Source organism: Pseudonocardia sp. ICBG1034 (assembly GCF_020131375.1).
GTDB classification, from domain to species: domain Bacteria; phylum Actinomycetota; class Actinomycetes; order Mycobacteriales; family Pseudonocardiaceae; genus Pseudonocardia; species Pseudonocardia alni.
Genome location: NZ_JAHLEK010000015.1, coordinates 1,273,357 through 1,289,303, shown reverse-complemented (window position 1 = coordinate 1,289,303; position 15,947 = coordinate 1,273,357). Strand labels below are relative to the sequence as shown.

10 protein-coding genes are annotated in these 15,947 nt (G+C 74.8%); 5 read left to right on the top strand and 5 right to left on the bottom strand.

Annotation, left to right across the window (positions count from 1 at the left end; translation table 11 throughout):
- Positions 1-8 precede the first annotated feature (8 nt).
- From KPF22_RS33005 to KPF22_RS07705, 3 genes are all read right to left on the bottom strand, one after another.
- Positions 9-1,877, bottom strand: a complete 1,869-nt coding sequence (locus tag KPF22_RS33005; protein WP_224401589.1) for a MinD/ParA family protein — start codon at positions 1,875-1,877, stop codon at positions 9-11.
- Positions 1,878-1,893: 16 nt separating this feature from the next.
- Entirely contained in the window at positions 1,894-3,777 is a 1,884-nt protein-coding gene (locus KPF22_RS07710; RefSeq protein WP_224401588.1) for a hypothetical protein, read from the bottom strand.
- Positions 3,778-3,967: 190 nt separating this feature from the next.
- Complete coding sequence (locus KPF22_RS07705) at positions 3,968-4,738, bottom strand: ABC transporter ATP-binding protein (protein ID WP_178376480.1); 771 nt, start codon at positions 4,736-4,738, stop codon at positions 3,968-3,970.
- A 100-nt stretch (positions 4,739-4,838) separates the two neighbouring features.
- On the opposite strand from KPF22_RS07705, the gene glgX reads away from it, so the two are divergent.
- From glgX to KPF22_RS07685, 4 genes are all read left to right on the top strand, one after another.
- On the top strand, positions 4,839-6,860 hold the full coding sequence (gene glgX / locus KPF22_RS07700) for a glycogen debranching protein GlgX (protein ID WP_224401587.1): 2,022 nt from the start codon (positions 4,839-4,841) through the stop codon (positions 6,858-6,860).
- A gap of 64 nt (positions 6,861-6,924) precedes the next feature.
- Complete coding sequence (locus KPF22_RS07695) at positions 6,925-7,152, top strand: zinc ribbon domain-containing protein (RefSeq protein ID WP_060713047.1); 228 nt, start codon at positions 6,925-6,927, stop codon at positions 7,150-7,152.
- 90 nt (positions 7,153-7,242) lie between these two features.
- The gene (locus KPF22_RS07690) at positions 7,243-7,743 is read left to right on the top strand and encodes a hypothetical protein (RefSeq protein WP_224401586.1); all 501 of its coding nucleotides are present in this window, start codon (positions 7,243-7,245) and stop codon (positions 7,741-7,743) included.
- Between the two features lie 110 nt (positions 7,744-7,853).
- Complete coding sequence (locus KPF22_RS07685; RefSeq protein WP_224401585.1) at positions 7,854-8,564, top strand: fibronectin type III domain-containing protein; 711 nt, start codon at positions 7,854-7,856, stop codon at positions 8,562-8,564.
- Here the strand turns inward: KPF22_RS07685 and glgP are convergent.
- Positions 8,561-11,134, bottom strand: coding sequence for an alpha-glucan family phosphorylase (gene glgP, locus KPF22_RS07680; protein WP_224401584.1), 2,574 nt, complete (start codon positions 11,132-11,134; stop codon positions 8,561-8,563). The genes KPF22_RS07685 and glgP overlap by 4 nt on opposite strands.
- 257 nt (positions 11,135-11,391) lie before the next feature.
- Here glgP and KPF22_RS07675 point away from each other — a divergent pair, with 257 nt between their 5' ends.
- The gene (locus tag KPF22_RS07675) at positions 11,392-13,383 is read left to right on the top strand and encodes an alpha-1,4-glucan--maltose-1-phosphate maltosyltransferase (RefSeq protein ID WP_224401583.1); all 1,992 of its coding nucleotides are present in this window, start codon (positions 11,392-11,394) and stop codon (positions 13,381-13,383) included.
- Positions 13,384-13,471: 88 nt separating this feature from the next.
- Here KPF22_RS07675 and treS read toward each other — a convergent pair whose 3' ends face one another.
- On the bottom strand, positions 13,472-15,790 hold the full coding sequence (treS, locus tag KPF22_RS07670; RefSeq protein WP_224401582.1) for a maltose alpha-D-glucosyltransferase: 2,319 nt from the start codon (positions 15,788-15,790) through the stop codon (positions 13,472-13,474).
- Positions 15,791-15,947 lie beyond the last annotated feature (157 nt).

The window sequence follows — 15,947 nt, the reverse complement described above, 5'->3', positions numbered from 1 at the left end:
CGCGGGGATCAGCCGTCGAAACCGTCGGTGATCCGGGCGGCGAGCAGGAGAACCGCGTCGACGGTGGCCGGCGCCAGCCGGGACAGGTCGATCCGGCCACCGTGCGCGAGGTGCTGGTCGAACGGCAGCTCCACGACGGCGCGGACACGGGACTCGAAGTGCCTGCGGACCACATCCCGGTCGATCTCCCGGCTCCACCGGTCCTGGGACAGGACGACGACGGCCTGCTCGGCGAGGGCGGAGAACCCGTGCCCGTGCAGCCAGTCCAGGGTCCTCGACGCCCGGGTCGCCCCGTCGACGGTCGGAGTCCCGACGACGACCAGCGCGTCCGCCAGCGTCAGCGTCCCCTCCATCGCCGAGTGCACGAGGCCGGTCCCCGAGTCGGTGACGAGCACGTTGGCGAACCGGCCGATCAGCCCGCAGACCGCCTCGTACTCCTCCCGGCTGAACGACTCCCCCGCCGCCGGGTCCTGCTCCGAGGCGATGACCCGCAGGCGTCCGGCCAGGCTGCTGAAGCGGTCGAGATCGTGGACCGACGACGCGTGCGCGGCGCCCGCGAGCAGCTCGCGGACCGTCGCGGACGTGTCGCCGGTGAGCCGGTCGGCCAGGGTGCCCGCGTCGGGGTTGGCGTCGAGGGCGACGATCCGGTCGCCGCGGTTCTCGGCCAGGACCAGCCCCAGCAACGCCGACACGGTGGTCTTGCCGACGCCGCCCTTGATCGAGGCGACCGCGATCCTCCGGACCCCGGCCAGCGGTCGGCGGATCTGCTGGATGAGCTCCTGGCGGGCGAGCTGGGCCGGGGACGGCCCGGGGTTGTAGCGGCCCGCGGTGACGGCGTAGACGCCGCGCCGCCAGCCGTGCATCGGTTGGTCCCCGGCGTAGCGGATGGGCGCGTTCGGTGCGACGGGCCGGACCGGGCCGGCGCGCTCGACCGGCAGCGGGACCGGTGCGGGCCGCGGGCCGGCGGGCGGTGCGGACCGTCGCTGCCGGCGCGGAGCGTCCGGGCGCAGCGGAGCGTCCGGGTGCTGCGGGGCGTCCGCGTGCTGCGGCGCGTCCGCGTGCTGCGGCGCGTCCGGGTGCTGCGGCGCGTCCGGGTGCTGCGGCACGGCGGGCGGTCGTCCGGCGCCCGGTCCGGGCGGAGGCCCGCCCGACGGCGAGGCGGGTGGCCGGGACGGCGGGTGCCCCCGCCCGCGGGGCGGAGCCGGTCGGTCGGCTCCGCCGCGGGGCACCGGACCGGTCGCGGAGCCGGTGCCCACCGGTGGGGCGGGCTTCCCGGCGGCCGGGGCGGGACGGCCCGTGACCACCGGGATCGCCGTCGTGGCCGGGGGTGCGGTCCCCCCGGCGGTCCCGGTCGCCCCGGTGACCCCGGTCGTCCCGGACCTCGCGGTGGTCCCGGTCCCGGCTCCGTCGGACGTGTCCGGGCCGTCGGACGCCGGCCGGTCGTCGGACGACGGCGCGGGTCCGGTACCGGTCGTGCCGGCGACGCCCTGCGGCGCACCGGTGGCCTCCCCGGTCGCCCGCCCCACCCGCTCGGTGGGCGCCGCGGGTGCCGCCGGCCGGGTCACCCGCAGGGCGCGGGTCTCGGGGTCGGCCGCGCCCGCGGGTCCCGGCGGCCCGGCGGACCCGGCCGTCGCGGCGGTGTCCCGGGCCGGCGCCGCGGTGTCGGCGGCGTCCCCCCGGTCGCGGGCCGGTGGCGTGGGGACCGACGCCGGCGGCTCCGGCTCCGGACCGGTCGCCGCTGCCGGGCGGTGGGGCCGCCCGGCGTCCCCGGTGGACCCCTCCGAGCGCCCCGCATCCCAGGTCACCGTCCAGTCGACGGGGACCCACTCGTCGGTGGTGTCACCCGTCGCCGGGTCCTGCGACGTCCGGTCCTGCACAGTCCGGCCTCCGTCCTCAGCCGACCGACACCTCGGTCGACCTCACCGACGAGGGGTCGACCGGCTCGTCCAGGGAGACGGTCACCGAGGAACCGCTGATCGTCTTCGTCGCGGACGTGCCGCCGTCCTCGGTGTTCACGCTGACGTGGGCGGTCCGGCCCGAGCAGTGCTCGTCGAAGCCGGAGATGCGAACGGCCGTCACCTGGCCCTCGTCGTTCTGCTTCACCGAGACCGACAGCGACGACGCGTCGGTCGAGCACTGCTCCGACGCCTTCTGCTCCTCCTCGGCCTGCTGCCGCTCGGCACGCTCCGCGGCCGCCCGCCGTTCGGTCGCCCGCTGCTCGGCCGCCTTCCGCTCCGCCGCTCGCTGCTCGGCCCGGCGCTCGGCGGCTTCCTGCTCGGCCGCCTTCCGCTCCGCGGCCTTCCGCTCGGCCGCCTGCTGCTCGGCCGCCTTCCGCTCCGCGGCCTGCCGCTCGGCCGCCTTCCGCTCCGCGGCCTGCTGCTCGGCCACCTGCTGCTCGGCCACCTGCTGCCGGGCCGCCATGAACTCGGCCGCCCGCTGCTCGATCGCGCCGTCCGACGCCTCCTCGGCACGGGGGAGGTCGGATCCGTCCCGGCCGGTCGTGTCCCGGGTGGTCTCCTCCGGGACGGTCCGGCTCGGCGTCGCGTCGCCCGCGGCGGAGCCGGTGGCGGTCCGGGCGGACGTGTCCTCGGCGCCGGGACGGCGCTCGGGCTGCCCGGCGACGGCCGTCCCGCGGGACGGCGCCTGCGCGAGCAGCTCGGGCAGCCGCCCGCGCTCGGTCGCCCCGGTCGTCATCCGTGCGATCCACTGGTCGGCGAGCGAGAGCGCCTCCCGCTCGGAGACCCCTTCCGGAGCGGCGGCCACCGGAGCGGACTGCGGTGTGCCCTCGGCGGCGAGCGCCCCCTCTACCGCCGGTGCGGACGGCGTCGGCGCGGTCTGCTCGGGCGCCGTCTGCTCGGGGGCCGTCTGCTCGGGGGCCGTCTGCTCGGGGGCCGTCTGCTCGGGCGCCGTCTGCTCGGGGGCCGTCTGCTGCTCGGGCGCCGTCTGCGCCGGTCCGGACTGCTGCGTGCCCTCGGCCACGAGCTCCTCCGTCTGCTGCGCGGGGCCGCTCGACGCCGGGGTCTCGGCCGGGGCCAGCACACCCAGCGCCGTGAGGGCCTCGGCGACCTCCTCCTGCCGGTCGGTGCGGGTCGGCAGGTCGGCGGCGCCTTCGGAGGTCGCGGGACCGGACGCGTCGGACGGCCGGTCCCCGGCGACCAGGGACGTGACGGGCGCGGCGGCGGAGTCCACGGTCTCCACGGGCCGCTCGAGCGTCGTCGCGACGGACCGGCCGACGGTGTCGGTGGCCGCTCCGGCCGACTCGGCCACCGGAGTCACGACCTCCCGCACGGGGGCGGCGGGCACCGGCAGCGAGACCGGGGCCGACGCCACGGGTGCCGGCAGCGCGACGGGGGCCACGGGCACCGGTGCGGCCGCCACGACCGGACCGAGCACGGACGGCGCCGGGGGCACCGCCGGCAGCAGCGCCTCGGGGGCCACGACCTCCGGCTCGTCCACGCCGACGCCGTCGAGCGACGGCAGCTTCGGCCCGGCCGTAGCCGACGGGGACGGGGCGGGCTCCGGCGCGGACGCCGGGGCGGCGTCGCGCGCTGCCAGGATCTCCGCGTCGTCCGGCTGCCGCGCCTCGTTCCGCTGACCCGCGGCCCAGGCGGCCCACTCCTCGGTGGAGTCGGTGGCCTTCCCGGCCGGCGCACCGGCCATGGCCGCCCCGAACACCCCGACGGCGGTGAGCGCGGTCAGTCCTGCGACCAGTGACTGCCGCGGGGCCGCAGAGCGGCGCTGGGGCCGCGTGGGGTCGTCGCGTCGGGGAGCCGACATCGGTGCACCTTCCGTCCGGTCGTCGTGCCGGCCGGGTTCTCCGGCCCACAGCTGATCACGACCATCGCGTGCGACCGGCCCGGACGTACGTCGCGAAGGCGGCGGACAGCCCATCCGAGGGGGATCCCTCGCCAACCGGCGGCGCGGACGACTGCTCCCGGCTGGGCCGGACGGCCCACGGGCCCCGGCGTCAGCCGCGTCGGTAGGCGGTGAACCGTCCGTTGCGGCGGCGCTCGACGGTCAGCGGCAGCCCGAACGTCTCCGACAGCGGCTCGGAGGTCATGACCTCGTCCAGGAGCCCCGCGGCGACCACACGCCCCTCACGCAGCAGCAGCCCGTGGCTGTAGTTCGGCGGGATCTCCTCGACGTGGTGGGTGACCAGCACCGACGCCGGGGCGTACGGGTCGTCGGCGAGGTCGGCGAGCCGGGTGACGAGGTCCTCGCGGCCGCCGAGGTCCAGCCCGGCGGCGGGCTCGTCGAGCAGCAGCAGCTCCGGGTCGGTCATCAACGCGCGGGCGATCAGGGTCCGCTTGCGCTCGCCCTCGGAGAGCGTGCCGTACGCGCGCCCGGCGAACCCCGCCATGCCGAGCTGGCCCAGCAGCTGCTCGGCGCGGCCGGTGTCGTCGCGCTCGTACTCCTCGCGCCAGCGCCCGAGGACCGCGTAGCCCGCGGAGACGACGACGTCGGAGACGATCTCGTCGCCCGGGATCCGGACGCCCAGGTTCGCCGAGGTGAGACCGATCCGGGTGCGGAGCTCGAAGACGTTGACCCGGCCCATGCGCTCACCGAGCACGTGGACGGTGCCGGAGGTCGGGTGCAGCTCGGCACCGGCGAGACGGAGCAGGGTCGTCTTGCCGGCGCCGTTCGGGCCGAGGACGACCCAGCGCTCGTCGAGTTCCACCCGCCAGTCGACGGCATCGAGCAGGGTGGTGTCGCCGCGGCGGACGGTGGCGCCGTCCATCCCGACGACCACGTCCTCGTCGTCGATCGGGGTGGAAACGGGTGTGACACCGGGCGCGGACGGGGTTCGGGGCGAAGTCACCCCCCTATCCTGGCCGATCGTGCCTGTCTTCCCCCTCGGTGCCCACCCCGACGACCACGGGACCCGCTTCGCGGTCGCCACCACCAGCGCCGAGACCGTCGAGGTGTGCCTGATCGACGGCGCCGCCGACGGTGAGGGCGGTGGTCTCGCCGAGCGGCGCGTCGAGCTGCGCGAGCACACCTTCGGCGTGTGGCACGGCCACGTGCCCGGGGTGCGGCCCGGCCAGCGCTACGGCTACCGGGTACACGGCCCCTACCGGCCGTTCGAGGGACTCCGCGCGAACCCGCACAAGATCCTCGTCGACCCCTACGCGGCCCGGATCACCGGCCTGGTGACCGACGTCGTCGCCGCCCGCGGGTGGGACGGCGACCCGATGTCCGGGCGGCCCAGCACCGTCGACTCGCTCGGCTCGGTGCCGCTGTCGGTCGTCACCGCCACCGACGCCGCACCGCGCCCGCCCCGCCCGGACGTGCCGTGGTCGGAGACGGTGATCTCGGAGATCCACGTGCGCGGCTGGACGAAGCTCCACCCCGAGGTGCCCGAGGCCCACCGTGGCACCTACCTGGGGCTGGCCCACCCGGCGGTGATCGCGCAGCTGCAGCGGACCGGGGTGACGGCCGTCGAGCTGCTCCCGGTGCAGGCCAACGCCCCCGAGCCGCCGCTGCTGGAGCGCGGCGCGTCGAACTACTGGGGCTACGCCACGCTGGGCTTCCTCGCCCCGCACGCCGGCTACGCCTCGGACCCCGGCAACGAGGTCGCGGAGTTCCGCTATCTCGTCGACACCCTGCACGCGGCCGGGATCGAGGTCATCCTCGACATCGTCCCCAACCACACCTGCGAGGGCGGGGTCGGCGGCACCACGCTGTCCTACCGCGGGCTGGACGCTCCGGCGTACTACTCGCTGGGCGGGTCCGGACACGACGCCGACATCACCGGCACCGGCAACACCCTCGACGCCGGCTCCCCCACGGTGATCCGGCTGGTCTGCGACGCCATGCGGCACTGGGTGCACGCCTACGGCGTCGACGGGTTCCGGATCGACCTCGCCTCGGTGCTCGGCCGCCCGCGGTCGGGCCCCTTCTCCCCGGACTCCGCACTGCTCACCGCGATCGCCCAGGACCCGACCCTGTCGACGACCAAGTTGATCGCCGAGCCGTGGGACGCGACCGGCGAGGGCTACCGCGTCGGCGGGTTCGGTGTGGCGTGGTCGGAGTGGAACGGCCGTTACCGCGACGCGGTGCGCGACTTCTGGCGCGGCCACGGCGGCGTCGCCGAGCTGGCGTCGCGGCTGACCGGCAGCTCCGACATCTACCAGCTCTCCGGGCGTCGCCCGTGGGCCTCGGTCAACTTCGTCACCGCCCACGACGGCTTCACCCTGCGCGACCTCGTGTCCTACGAGCGCAAGCACAACGAGGGCAACGGCGAGAACAACCGCGACGGCACCGACGACAACCGCTCGCAGAACCACGGCGTCGAGGGCCCGACCGACGACGCCGGCATCCGCGCCGCCCGGCAGGCCACGGCCCGGGCGATGATGGCCACGCTGCTGCTGTCGATCGGCACCCCGATGATCACCGGCGGCGACGAGCGCTGGCGCACCCAGGGCGGCAACAACAACGCCTACTGCCGCGACGACGAGACGTCCTGGGTGGACTGGACCCGCACCGACGAGACCACGGCGATGGAGGCGTTCACCGCCAAGGTCGCCGCGCTGCGCCGCGAGTCCCCGGTGCTGCACCGCGACCAGTTCTACGTCGACGGCGAGGTCCTCTGGTGGGACCCGTCCGGGCGGCCGATGGAGCCCGGGGACTGGCACGACGGCGGCCGCCGCACCCTCGCGCTGCTGCTGGCCGACTACTGGCTGCTGATCCTGCACGCCGGCGACGAGCCCGCCGACTGCGTGCTGCCCAGCGACCACGGATTCGACCCGGTCCTGGACTCGACCGCGCCCGACGGCACCCCCGCCGACACCACCCCGCTCGACGCCGGGGCGACGGTCGTCCTCCCGCCCCGCTCGGTACGCCTGCTGCGCAGCCGCTGACCGGCCCCGGCCCGCCGGGTTCCGGGAGCTGGGTCCGGCGGGCCGGGCGGCGTAGGCTCCGCGCATGCCGCGCTACGAGTTCCGCTGCCGCGAGTGCGCCACGACGTTCGAGGTCGACCGGCCGATGGCCGCGTCGTCGGACCCGGCGGACTGCCCGCACGGGCACGCGGACACCGTCAAGCTGCTCTCGACGATCGCGCTCGGCGGCCGGTCCGGTGCCGCGCCCCGGCCCGCGATGGCCCCGGCCGGTGGCGGCGGGGGCTGCTGCGGCGGCGGGTGCTGCGGCGGCTGACCCGTGCCGACGACGGGTCCCGCCCCCTCGGACCGCGGTCCGGCGGGAGGTGGTCCGGCGGGCGGTGGGACGTCACGGACGGCCCCGCGTGTGGTGCTGCTCCCGGCCGTCCTGCTGGTCGGTGTCCTGGGCGCGGGCTGTGCGGTTCCCTCCCCGCTCGCCCCGACCCGCGGCGCGGAGACCGCGGCGGGCCCGAGCGCGTCCGACGTCGCCGCACCGTCGGACTCCGCGTCGACCGGCACCGGGCCGCCGGTGACGATCGTGCTCGGCAGCCCGGACCGGCCGCAGGCCCGCGGTCTCGGGACCGCGCGGCCGTCGCTGGTCGACCTCGGCGGGGCGAGCTCCACCGGCATCGTCGAGGACCTGACGTGGCAGAGCTGGGGCGGCCCGACCGCCACCGGCACCGGGACGGCGGCCTACGCCGCCCCCGGGCAGCCGCTCGCCGCCGCGACCCGGGAACGGGCGACGGTGGTCGCGGCCGACCCGGGCACCTGCGCCGGGCGCCCGGCCTACCGCACGCTGACCTGGTACTTCCCCCAGCACGGCGAGGTCCCCGGGGCCCACACCCCGCTGCCCGTCTGCGGCGACTGACCGGCACACCGTTGCTGGGCCGAACGGGCGTACTCCGCACCGTCGTGTGACGTATCTCATCACTGCTCCGATACGCCGAGTGCATCTGTCCCCGTGGAACTGGAGTCCACGTGCCCCGAGCGCTCCCCCGTCTCGTCCGTGCCGCCACCGCCGTCGCCGCCGTGGCCACCACCGCCCTGCTCACGACGGCGGCGACCCCCGCCCCGCCGTCGCCGCCGGCCGAGGCGCTCCCGGCGCCCGGCCCGGTGCAGGCCCTGCAGGTCTCCCCCGTGCCCGGCGGCGGCGCCCGCGGCCTCGGTCTGCAGGTGTCCTGGTCGCCGCCCGTCCGGAACGAGGGCGCCCTGCGCACCCACTACGACGTCGAGGTCCGCGACGACGCGGGCGCCGTCCTCCACTCCGCCTCGACCGAGACCACCACCAGCGCACCGGTGTACGGCGACTACTGCCTCGCGCCGTTCACGGTGTCGGTGCGCGCGGTGACCCGCGACGTCGACGAGAGCCGGTCCGAGCCGGGGCCCGCCGTCCTCACCACGTTCGGCGAGCAGGCCCCGTGCGCCCTCACGATGTCGATCACCGCGGCCCGCGCCGCCGACGGCACCGTGCACGTACGCGCCAACCGCGAGGCCCCGGTCGACCCGTACGTCTCCGGGCCCTGCACGCTCGCGACGGACGGCCGGGTGCTCTGGTCGGGTACCTGCGGCGGCTACGCCACCACCCAGGACATCGTGGTCGGCGCGCTGCCACCGGGACCGCGGGAGCTCGCGCTGACCACCGTCAACCCGCGGGGTGAGCACACCACGAGCCGGACCACGCTGCGCTAGCCCGCCAGGACGATCCGCCCCAGCTCGACCGACGACGCCAGGTGCGGGTGGTGCGGCAGCACCCGCACCGTGTACCCGGTCAGCCCCGCGTGCGGCAGCGGCACGGCGACCTCCCAGGATCCGTCGCCGCGGTGCTCCATCGCGACGGTCACCGGGTCCGCCAGCTCGTCGGAGGAGTCGACCCGCCCGACGACGGCCTCGACCGTCACGTCCGACGGGTCCAGCCCGGCCAGGTCCACCCCCGCCCGGACCGTCATCGGCGACCCCACGACCGGGGTGTCGGGCAGCCCGGACGCGTCCACACCGGTGATCCGGACGTGGTTCCACGCCTTGTTCAGCCGGGCCCGGAACTGCGCGATGTCGCGGGCGACGGCGTAGTCCGACGCGGCCGCGTCCGCGGCGGCACGGGCGGCCGGGGTGTACCAGTCCTGCACGTACTCCCGCACCATCCGGGTGGCCTGCACCTTCGGCCGCAGGGTGGTGAGGGTGTGGCGGACCATCTCGACCCAGCGGTGCGGGACGCCGTCGACGCGGTCGTAGAACGCCGGGCCGACCTGGGTGGCGATGAGCTCGTAGAGGGCGTTGGCCTCGAGGTCGTCACGCCGGGTCGGGTCCTCGACGCCGTCGGCGGTGGGGATGGCCCAGCCGTTGGCGCCGTCGTAGAACTCGTCCCACCAGCCGTCGCGGATGGACAGGTTCAGCCCGCCGTTGAGAGCGGACTTCATGCCGGAGGTGCCGCAGGCCTCCAGCGGGCGCAGCGGGTTGTTCAGCCAGACGTCGCAGCCCCAGTAGAGGTAGCGGGCCATCGACATGTCGTAGTCGGGCAGGAAGACGATGCGGTGGCGCACGCCGGCGTCGTCGGCGAAGCGCACGATCTGCTGGATGAGCGCCTTGCCGCCGTCGTCGGCGGGGTGCGACTTCCCCGCGACGACGAGCTGCACCGGCCGGTGCGGGTCGAGCAGCAGGCTGCGGAGCCGGTCGGCGTCGCGCAGCATCAGCGTGAGCCGCTTGTAGGTCGGGACCCGGCGGGCGAAGCCGACGGTGAGCACGTCGCGGTCGAAGACGTGGTCGGTCCAGCCCAGCTCCGGCTCGGACGCACCCCGCTCCAGCCACGCGGCGCGCACCCGGCGGCGGACCTCGTCGACCAGCCGGGACCGCAGCGTGTTGCGCAGGCCCCACACGTCGGCGTCGGACACCTCGGCGGTGCTGCCGCCGGGCTCCCCGAGCAGCTCGGTGACCTGGTGGGCCTCCCAGGTGGGGCCGTGCACGCCGTTGGTGACCGAGCCGATCGGCACCTCCTCGCGGTCGAACCCGGCCCACAGCCCGCCGAACATCTCCCGCGACACCGTCCCGTGCAGCCGGGAGACACCGTTGGCGCGCTGGGCCAGGCGCAGCCCCATGTGCGCCATGTTGAACGTCTCCGGATCCTCCTCCGCGCCGAGCGCGAGGAGCCGGTCGGTCGGCAGGCCCGGCAGCAGCCGGTCGGTGAGGTAGTGCCGCACGAGGTCCAGGCCGAACCGGTCGATCCCGGCGGGCACCGGGGTGTGGGTGGTGAACACCGTGCCCGCGCGGACGGCGGCGAGCGCCTCGTCGAAGTCCAGCCCGCCGGACGACGCGGACGCCGTCGCCGGTCCCGCGCCGTTGGACGACACCGCCGAGCCGGTGCACAGCTCGCGGATCCGCTCGCAGCCGAGGAACCCGGCGTGGCCCTCGTTGGTGTGGAAGACCTCCGGTGTCGGGTGCCCGGTGAGCCGGCAGAACGCGCGGACCGCGCGGACCCCGCCGACACCGATCAGGATCTCCTGCTGGATGCGGTGGTTCTGGTCGCCGCCGTAGAGCCGGTCGGTGACCCCGCGCAGGTCGGCCCCGCCGTCGGAACCGGCGTTCTCCTCGATGTCGGTGTCGAGCAGCAGCAGCGGGACCCGCCCGACCGCGGCCTGCCAGATCCGCGCGTGCAGCGTGCGGTCCCCCGGCATCGCGACCTCGACGAGCTCCGGCTCGCCGGAGGGGTCGGTGAGCAGCTGCAGCGGCAACCCCTGCGGGTCGATCGCCGGGTAGTGCTCGAGCTGCCAGCCGTCGAGCGACAGGGACTGACGGAAGTACCCCGACCGGTACAGCAGCCCCACCGCGACGAGCGGGACACCCAGGTCCGAGGCGGCCTTCAGGTGGTCGCCGGCGAGCACGCCGAGACCGCCGGAGTAGTTGGGCAGCACCTCCGAGACGCCGAACTCCATCGAGAAGTAGGCGACGGCCGACGGCCTGCCCGCGCCGTCGGCCTCGTCGTACCAGCGCGGCTCGGACAGGTAGGTCTCCAGCTCCGCGGCCCGCTCGGCGACCTCGGCGGCGACCGCGTCGTCCGCGGCGAGCTCGGCCAGCCGCCCGGTGGGGATCTCGCCGAGCAGGCGGACCGGGTCCTGCCCGCTCGCGTCCCAGGCGGCGGGGTCGAGCGAGGCGAACAGGTCCCGGGTCGGCGCGTGCCAGGTCCACCGCAGGTTCGTCGCCAGTGTCTGCAGCGGCGCGAGCGGAGCGGGGAGCTGGGCACGGACGGTGAAACGGCGGAGGGCTCTCACGGCCGCGAGGGTAGCCGGGAACCCCGACACGCACGCGGTGTCCCGCCCGGCCGGGACGGGGTCCCACCGGTAGGGTCGCACTGCCGCGGGACCGGTGGGTCCGTGCACGTCGAATCGGTTCCGTCCACATCCGTTCCGATCCGTTCACGCCGATGGTCCCGCGGGTGTGGCGACAGGTGACGTGGCGGCGTCAGACTGACCGTCTCGACTCTGGTGGGACTTCTACCGACGGTGACAATTTCCTGGGGGTGCAGCCGATGACCGGTCGGCTCGGAATCGACGACGTGACCCCGTTCGTGGAGAGCGGAGACCCGGCCAAGGCCGTGGTCGGCGAGGTCGTCCCGATCCGGGCGACCGTGTGGCGGGAGGGACACGACGCCGTCGCGGCGAACGTCGTGTTCACCCCGCTGTCGGCCGACGGGACGCCGGGCGACGCGCAGTACGTGCGGATGCAGCCCGACGGGGTGGGCACCGACCGCTTCGTGGCCTGGGTCCGCCCCGACGCCGAGGGTCGCTGGACCTTCCGCGTCGACGCGTGGAGCGACCCGTGGGCGACCTGGCGCTCGGGCGTGGAGAAGAAGATCGCCGCGGGCCAGACGGCCGAGGAGCTGGCCAACGACCTCGAGGTCGGCGCCCGGCTGCTCGCCAGGGTGGGGCGTCGCCCGGCCGAGAAGGACAGCCGCGACCTGCTGCTCGGCGCCGCGAACACGCTGCGGGACACCGCGCTGCCGCTGCGCGCCCGGGTCGCCCCCGCCCTGTTCGACGCCGTCGTCGCGATCATGGTCGAGCGTCCCGTCCGGGAGCTCATCACCCGCGGCCCCGAGCGGACGATCTTCGTCGACCGGCCCCGCGCGCTGTACGGGTCCTGGTACGAGTTCTTCCCCCGCTCCACCGGCGGGCGCGACGAGACCGGCCGCCCGGTGCACGGCACGTTCGCGACGTCGTCGAAGGAGCTCGACCGCGTCGCGCGGATGGGCTTCGACGTCGTCTACCTGCCGCCGATCCACCCGGTCGGCACGGTGCACCGCAAGGGCCGCAACAACTCCACCCATGCCGAGCCGGGCGACGTCGGCTCCCCGTGGGCGATCGGCTCCGCCGCGGGCGGGCACGACGCGATCGACCCGGAGCTGGGCGACTTCGACGACTTCGACGCGTTCGTCGCGCGGGCGAACGAGCTCGGCATGGAGGTCGCGCTCGACCTGGCGCTGCAGTGCGCGCCCGACCACCCCTGGGTCACCGAGCACCCGGAGTGGTTCACCGTGCGCCCGGACGGGACGATCGCCTACGCGGAGAACCCGCCGAAGCGCTACCAGGACATCTACCCGCTGAACTTCGACCGCGACCCGGCCGGCATTTACGCCGAGTGCCTGCGCGTGGTGCTGAAGTGGGTCGAGCACGGGGTGAAGATCTTCCGGGTCGACAACCCGCACACCAAGCCGCCGAACTTCTGGCACTGGCTGATCTGGGAGGTCAAGCGGACCCACCCGGAGGTGCTGTTCCTGGCCGAGGCGTTCACCCGCCCGGCCCGCCTGTTCGGGCTGGCGCGGCTGGGCTTCACCCAGTCCTACACGTACTTCACGTGGCGGACCGAGGCCGAGGAGCTCGCCGACTTCGCGACGATGCACGCCGAGCACGCCGACGAGTGCCGCCCCAACCTGTTCACCAACACCCCGGACATCCTCCACGAGTCGCTGCAGACCGGCGGCCCGGCGATGTTCGCGATCCGGGCGACCCTGGCCGCGACGATGTCGCCCACCTGGGGCGTCTACTCCGGCTTCGAGCTGTACGAGGGCACCCCGGTCAAGCCGGGCAGCGAGGAGTACCTGGACTCGGAGAAGTACGAGCTGCGTCCGCGGGACTTCGAGTCCGCCCTGAACCAGGGGCGCTCGCTGGAGCCGTACCTGACCCGGCTCAACGAGATCCGCCGCGCCCACCCGGCGCTCCAGCAGCTGCGCGAGATCCACTTCCACGAGGTGGACAACACCAACATCATCGCGTTCTCCAAGCTGGACCCGTCCACCGGCGACCAGGTGCTGGTGGTGTGCACGCTGGACTCGCACGCGCCGCAGCAGGGCACCCTGAAGCTGGACATGCCGGCGCTGGGGCTGCGGTACACCGACGTCGTCGAGGTGCACGACGAGGTGTCGGGCGAGTCCTACCGCTGGGGCGAGTACAACTTCGTGCGGCTGGTCCCGACCGACCACGTCGCGCACGTGATCACGCTGCCCGCGCAGGCCCCGCTGCTCTGACCCGCCCCGGCCGCCGCCGTCCACACCCCCTGCCGGGCGTCCACACCCGTCGCGACGGGTGTGGACGGCGGCGGACGGGTGTGGACGCTCAGTCCTCGTCGGCGTCGTCCGCCGGGGGCTCCAGGACCACGGCGGTCGCCCGGAACGGGGCCATCCCGATCCGGAACCCGTTGAGGTCGTCGACGGTGCCGACGGTCTCGCCGGAGAACAGGTCGGTGACCGTCGCGCCCGGCGCCAGGTGCTCGGACCGCACGAACGCGTCCACCTGCTCGTCGGCGAAGTTCAGGACGGTCACGCTGGTCCGGTCGTCGTCGAGCAGGTGCACCATCACCAGCAGGCCGCGGTGCGACACGTCCGGCACGTCGACCTGGCGGGCCGTCGCCACCCCGGAGCGCTTGCGCACGGCCAGGATCGCCTGCATCTGGCGGACGAAGCTGGTCTCCTCGGTCAGCTGGTCGGGCAGCGACCCGTAGAGACTGCGCCCGCGGGGCATCCCCGACGAGGACCGCTCGGCGTCCGGCCGGTGCCCCATCAGGTCGTGCGCCGGCCGCGAGATCCACCGGGTGTCCCCGGAGTTCAGCAGGTCCGAGACCGAGTCCGGCGGCAGCGTCAGCATGCCGAGCAGGTCCCAGCCCGACAGCGCGAACACCCCGGGCTGGAAGGCGTTGAACATGACCAGCAGCAGGTGCACCCGCCGGATGCGCTCGACGTCGTCGGGGCCGATGTCGTCGAGCGCGGAGATGCCGAGCGAGGCGGCGATGACGGTCGCGGTGGTGCAGGCGATCCCGTTCGTCGTGAAGATCAGGTTGTAGGGCGCGTCCGGTCCGGTGAGGACGTCGCACAGGTCGCGGCGGATCGTGTCGGCCAGGTCCCCGCCGCGCATGTCCTCGCCGCGGAAGTGGAAGAGCTCGTCGGTGTGGCCCGCGGTCCAGTGCACGAGCTCGTAGGTCAGCTCGTCGTGGTTCTGCAGCGCGTGCACCAGCGACGCCGGGTCGACGCCCAGGTCCAGCGCGGTGCGCAGGGTCAGCCGCAGGAACTCGGTGTCCGAGGTCGCGAGCGCGTGGTGGTAGGCGGGGCGGTTGATGAAGTCGTAGGACAGGTCCGCGCCCGCCTCGGAGGTGACCTTGATGTCGTCGACGGTCAGGTTCAGCTCCTGGAAGGTGAACCCGCCGACCTTGCGCACCATGCTCGCGATGAGGTGGTTCGCGGCCTCCGACAGCGGGTGTCCCTCGGACCAGCCGGGGTTCCCGGAGCCCGCCTTCTCCACGCCGAGGAAGCCGTTCGCGTCCAGGCGCAGCGCACCCGAGCCGAGGTCGGCCAGCGAGTGCAGGGCGTCGCCGATGACCATCCGCATGCCCGCGAAGGTCGGGTCCAGCCAGTTGACCGACGGCTGGCCGTCCTTGAAGTAGTGCAGGTACACCCAGCGCCGCACGACGCCGTCGACGCCGGTGACCTCGCCGGTCGCCGACCAGTTGGTCTCCTTCACGCCCTCGCGGTAGAAGATGACCCGCTGCAGCCGGCCGACGATGTAGCCGGCCTTCTCCAGTGCCTCCTCGGTCGCGGCGTCGAGGTTGGCCGAGTCCTTCCCCGGCGGCACGTCCGGCAGCATCCCCCAGTCGGACTGCTCGATCTCGACCATGTGGTAGATGCCCGGGTAGTCGCCGTAGGCGAGCTCGGCGAGCCGGAAGTCCGGGCCCTTGCCGGTGTGGCCGGGGACGATGTCGTCGATGATCGTGCCGCCGTGCCAGGTGGCGGTCGCGCACATCGCGCGGAACTCGTCCTCGGTGCCGAAGGCCGGGTCGAGCTCGTTGGAGATGCGGTCGAAGTGGCCGTCGACGCTCGGGGTGGGCTGCCAGCCCGAGAGTCCGCCCGCCTTCTTCACCGGCCCGGTGTGGACGCCCTCGATGCCGATCGTCTCGAACGCCTGCCACAGCTCCTCGTCGCCCAGCGCCGCCAGGAACGACTCGCCGGAGGCGGTGATCAGCGAGATCGGGTAGGCGGTGAACCACACCGACGCCGTCTCGACCGCGTGCCGCGGGCCGGGGCTGGCGTAGGGGTTCTGCCACATCGAGCCCTGCCCGGAGAACTGGCGGGCCAGCTCGTCGGCGTGGCCGAGCATCGACTGGGACAGCAGCCACGACACGTAGACCGGGTTCTCCCCCGACGCCGGGCCGTCCTGCGACACCGACCGGCGCCGCACCGTGGACCGCACCCGGGCGCGGTGACGCAGCGTGCGCGGACGCGCCTCGTGGTAGTACTCGGCGAAGTTCACGTCCGGAGGCTCCGGGACGTGCTCGGCCTCGGCGGGCACCGGTTCGACGGCGGCGAGCGGATCGGCCGGTGCGATCCGGGCCTGGGTCTCCGGGATCGTCGGGGGGATGTCGGCCTTCGGCTCTCGCTCGGTCACGCCGCCGGTCCTCCGGTCGCTGTGGGGGGCAGGTCAGGGCAGGTTCTGGGCATGTCCGGCCCACGGTGCGCCCTGCGACGGCGATCCGCACGCGGGCGCGTGCGCACCATCGCGGGGTACCCGCGGGCACCACGTCCAGTATGGGTTTCCCGGCACG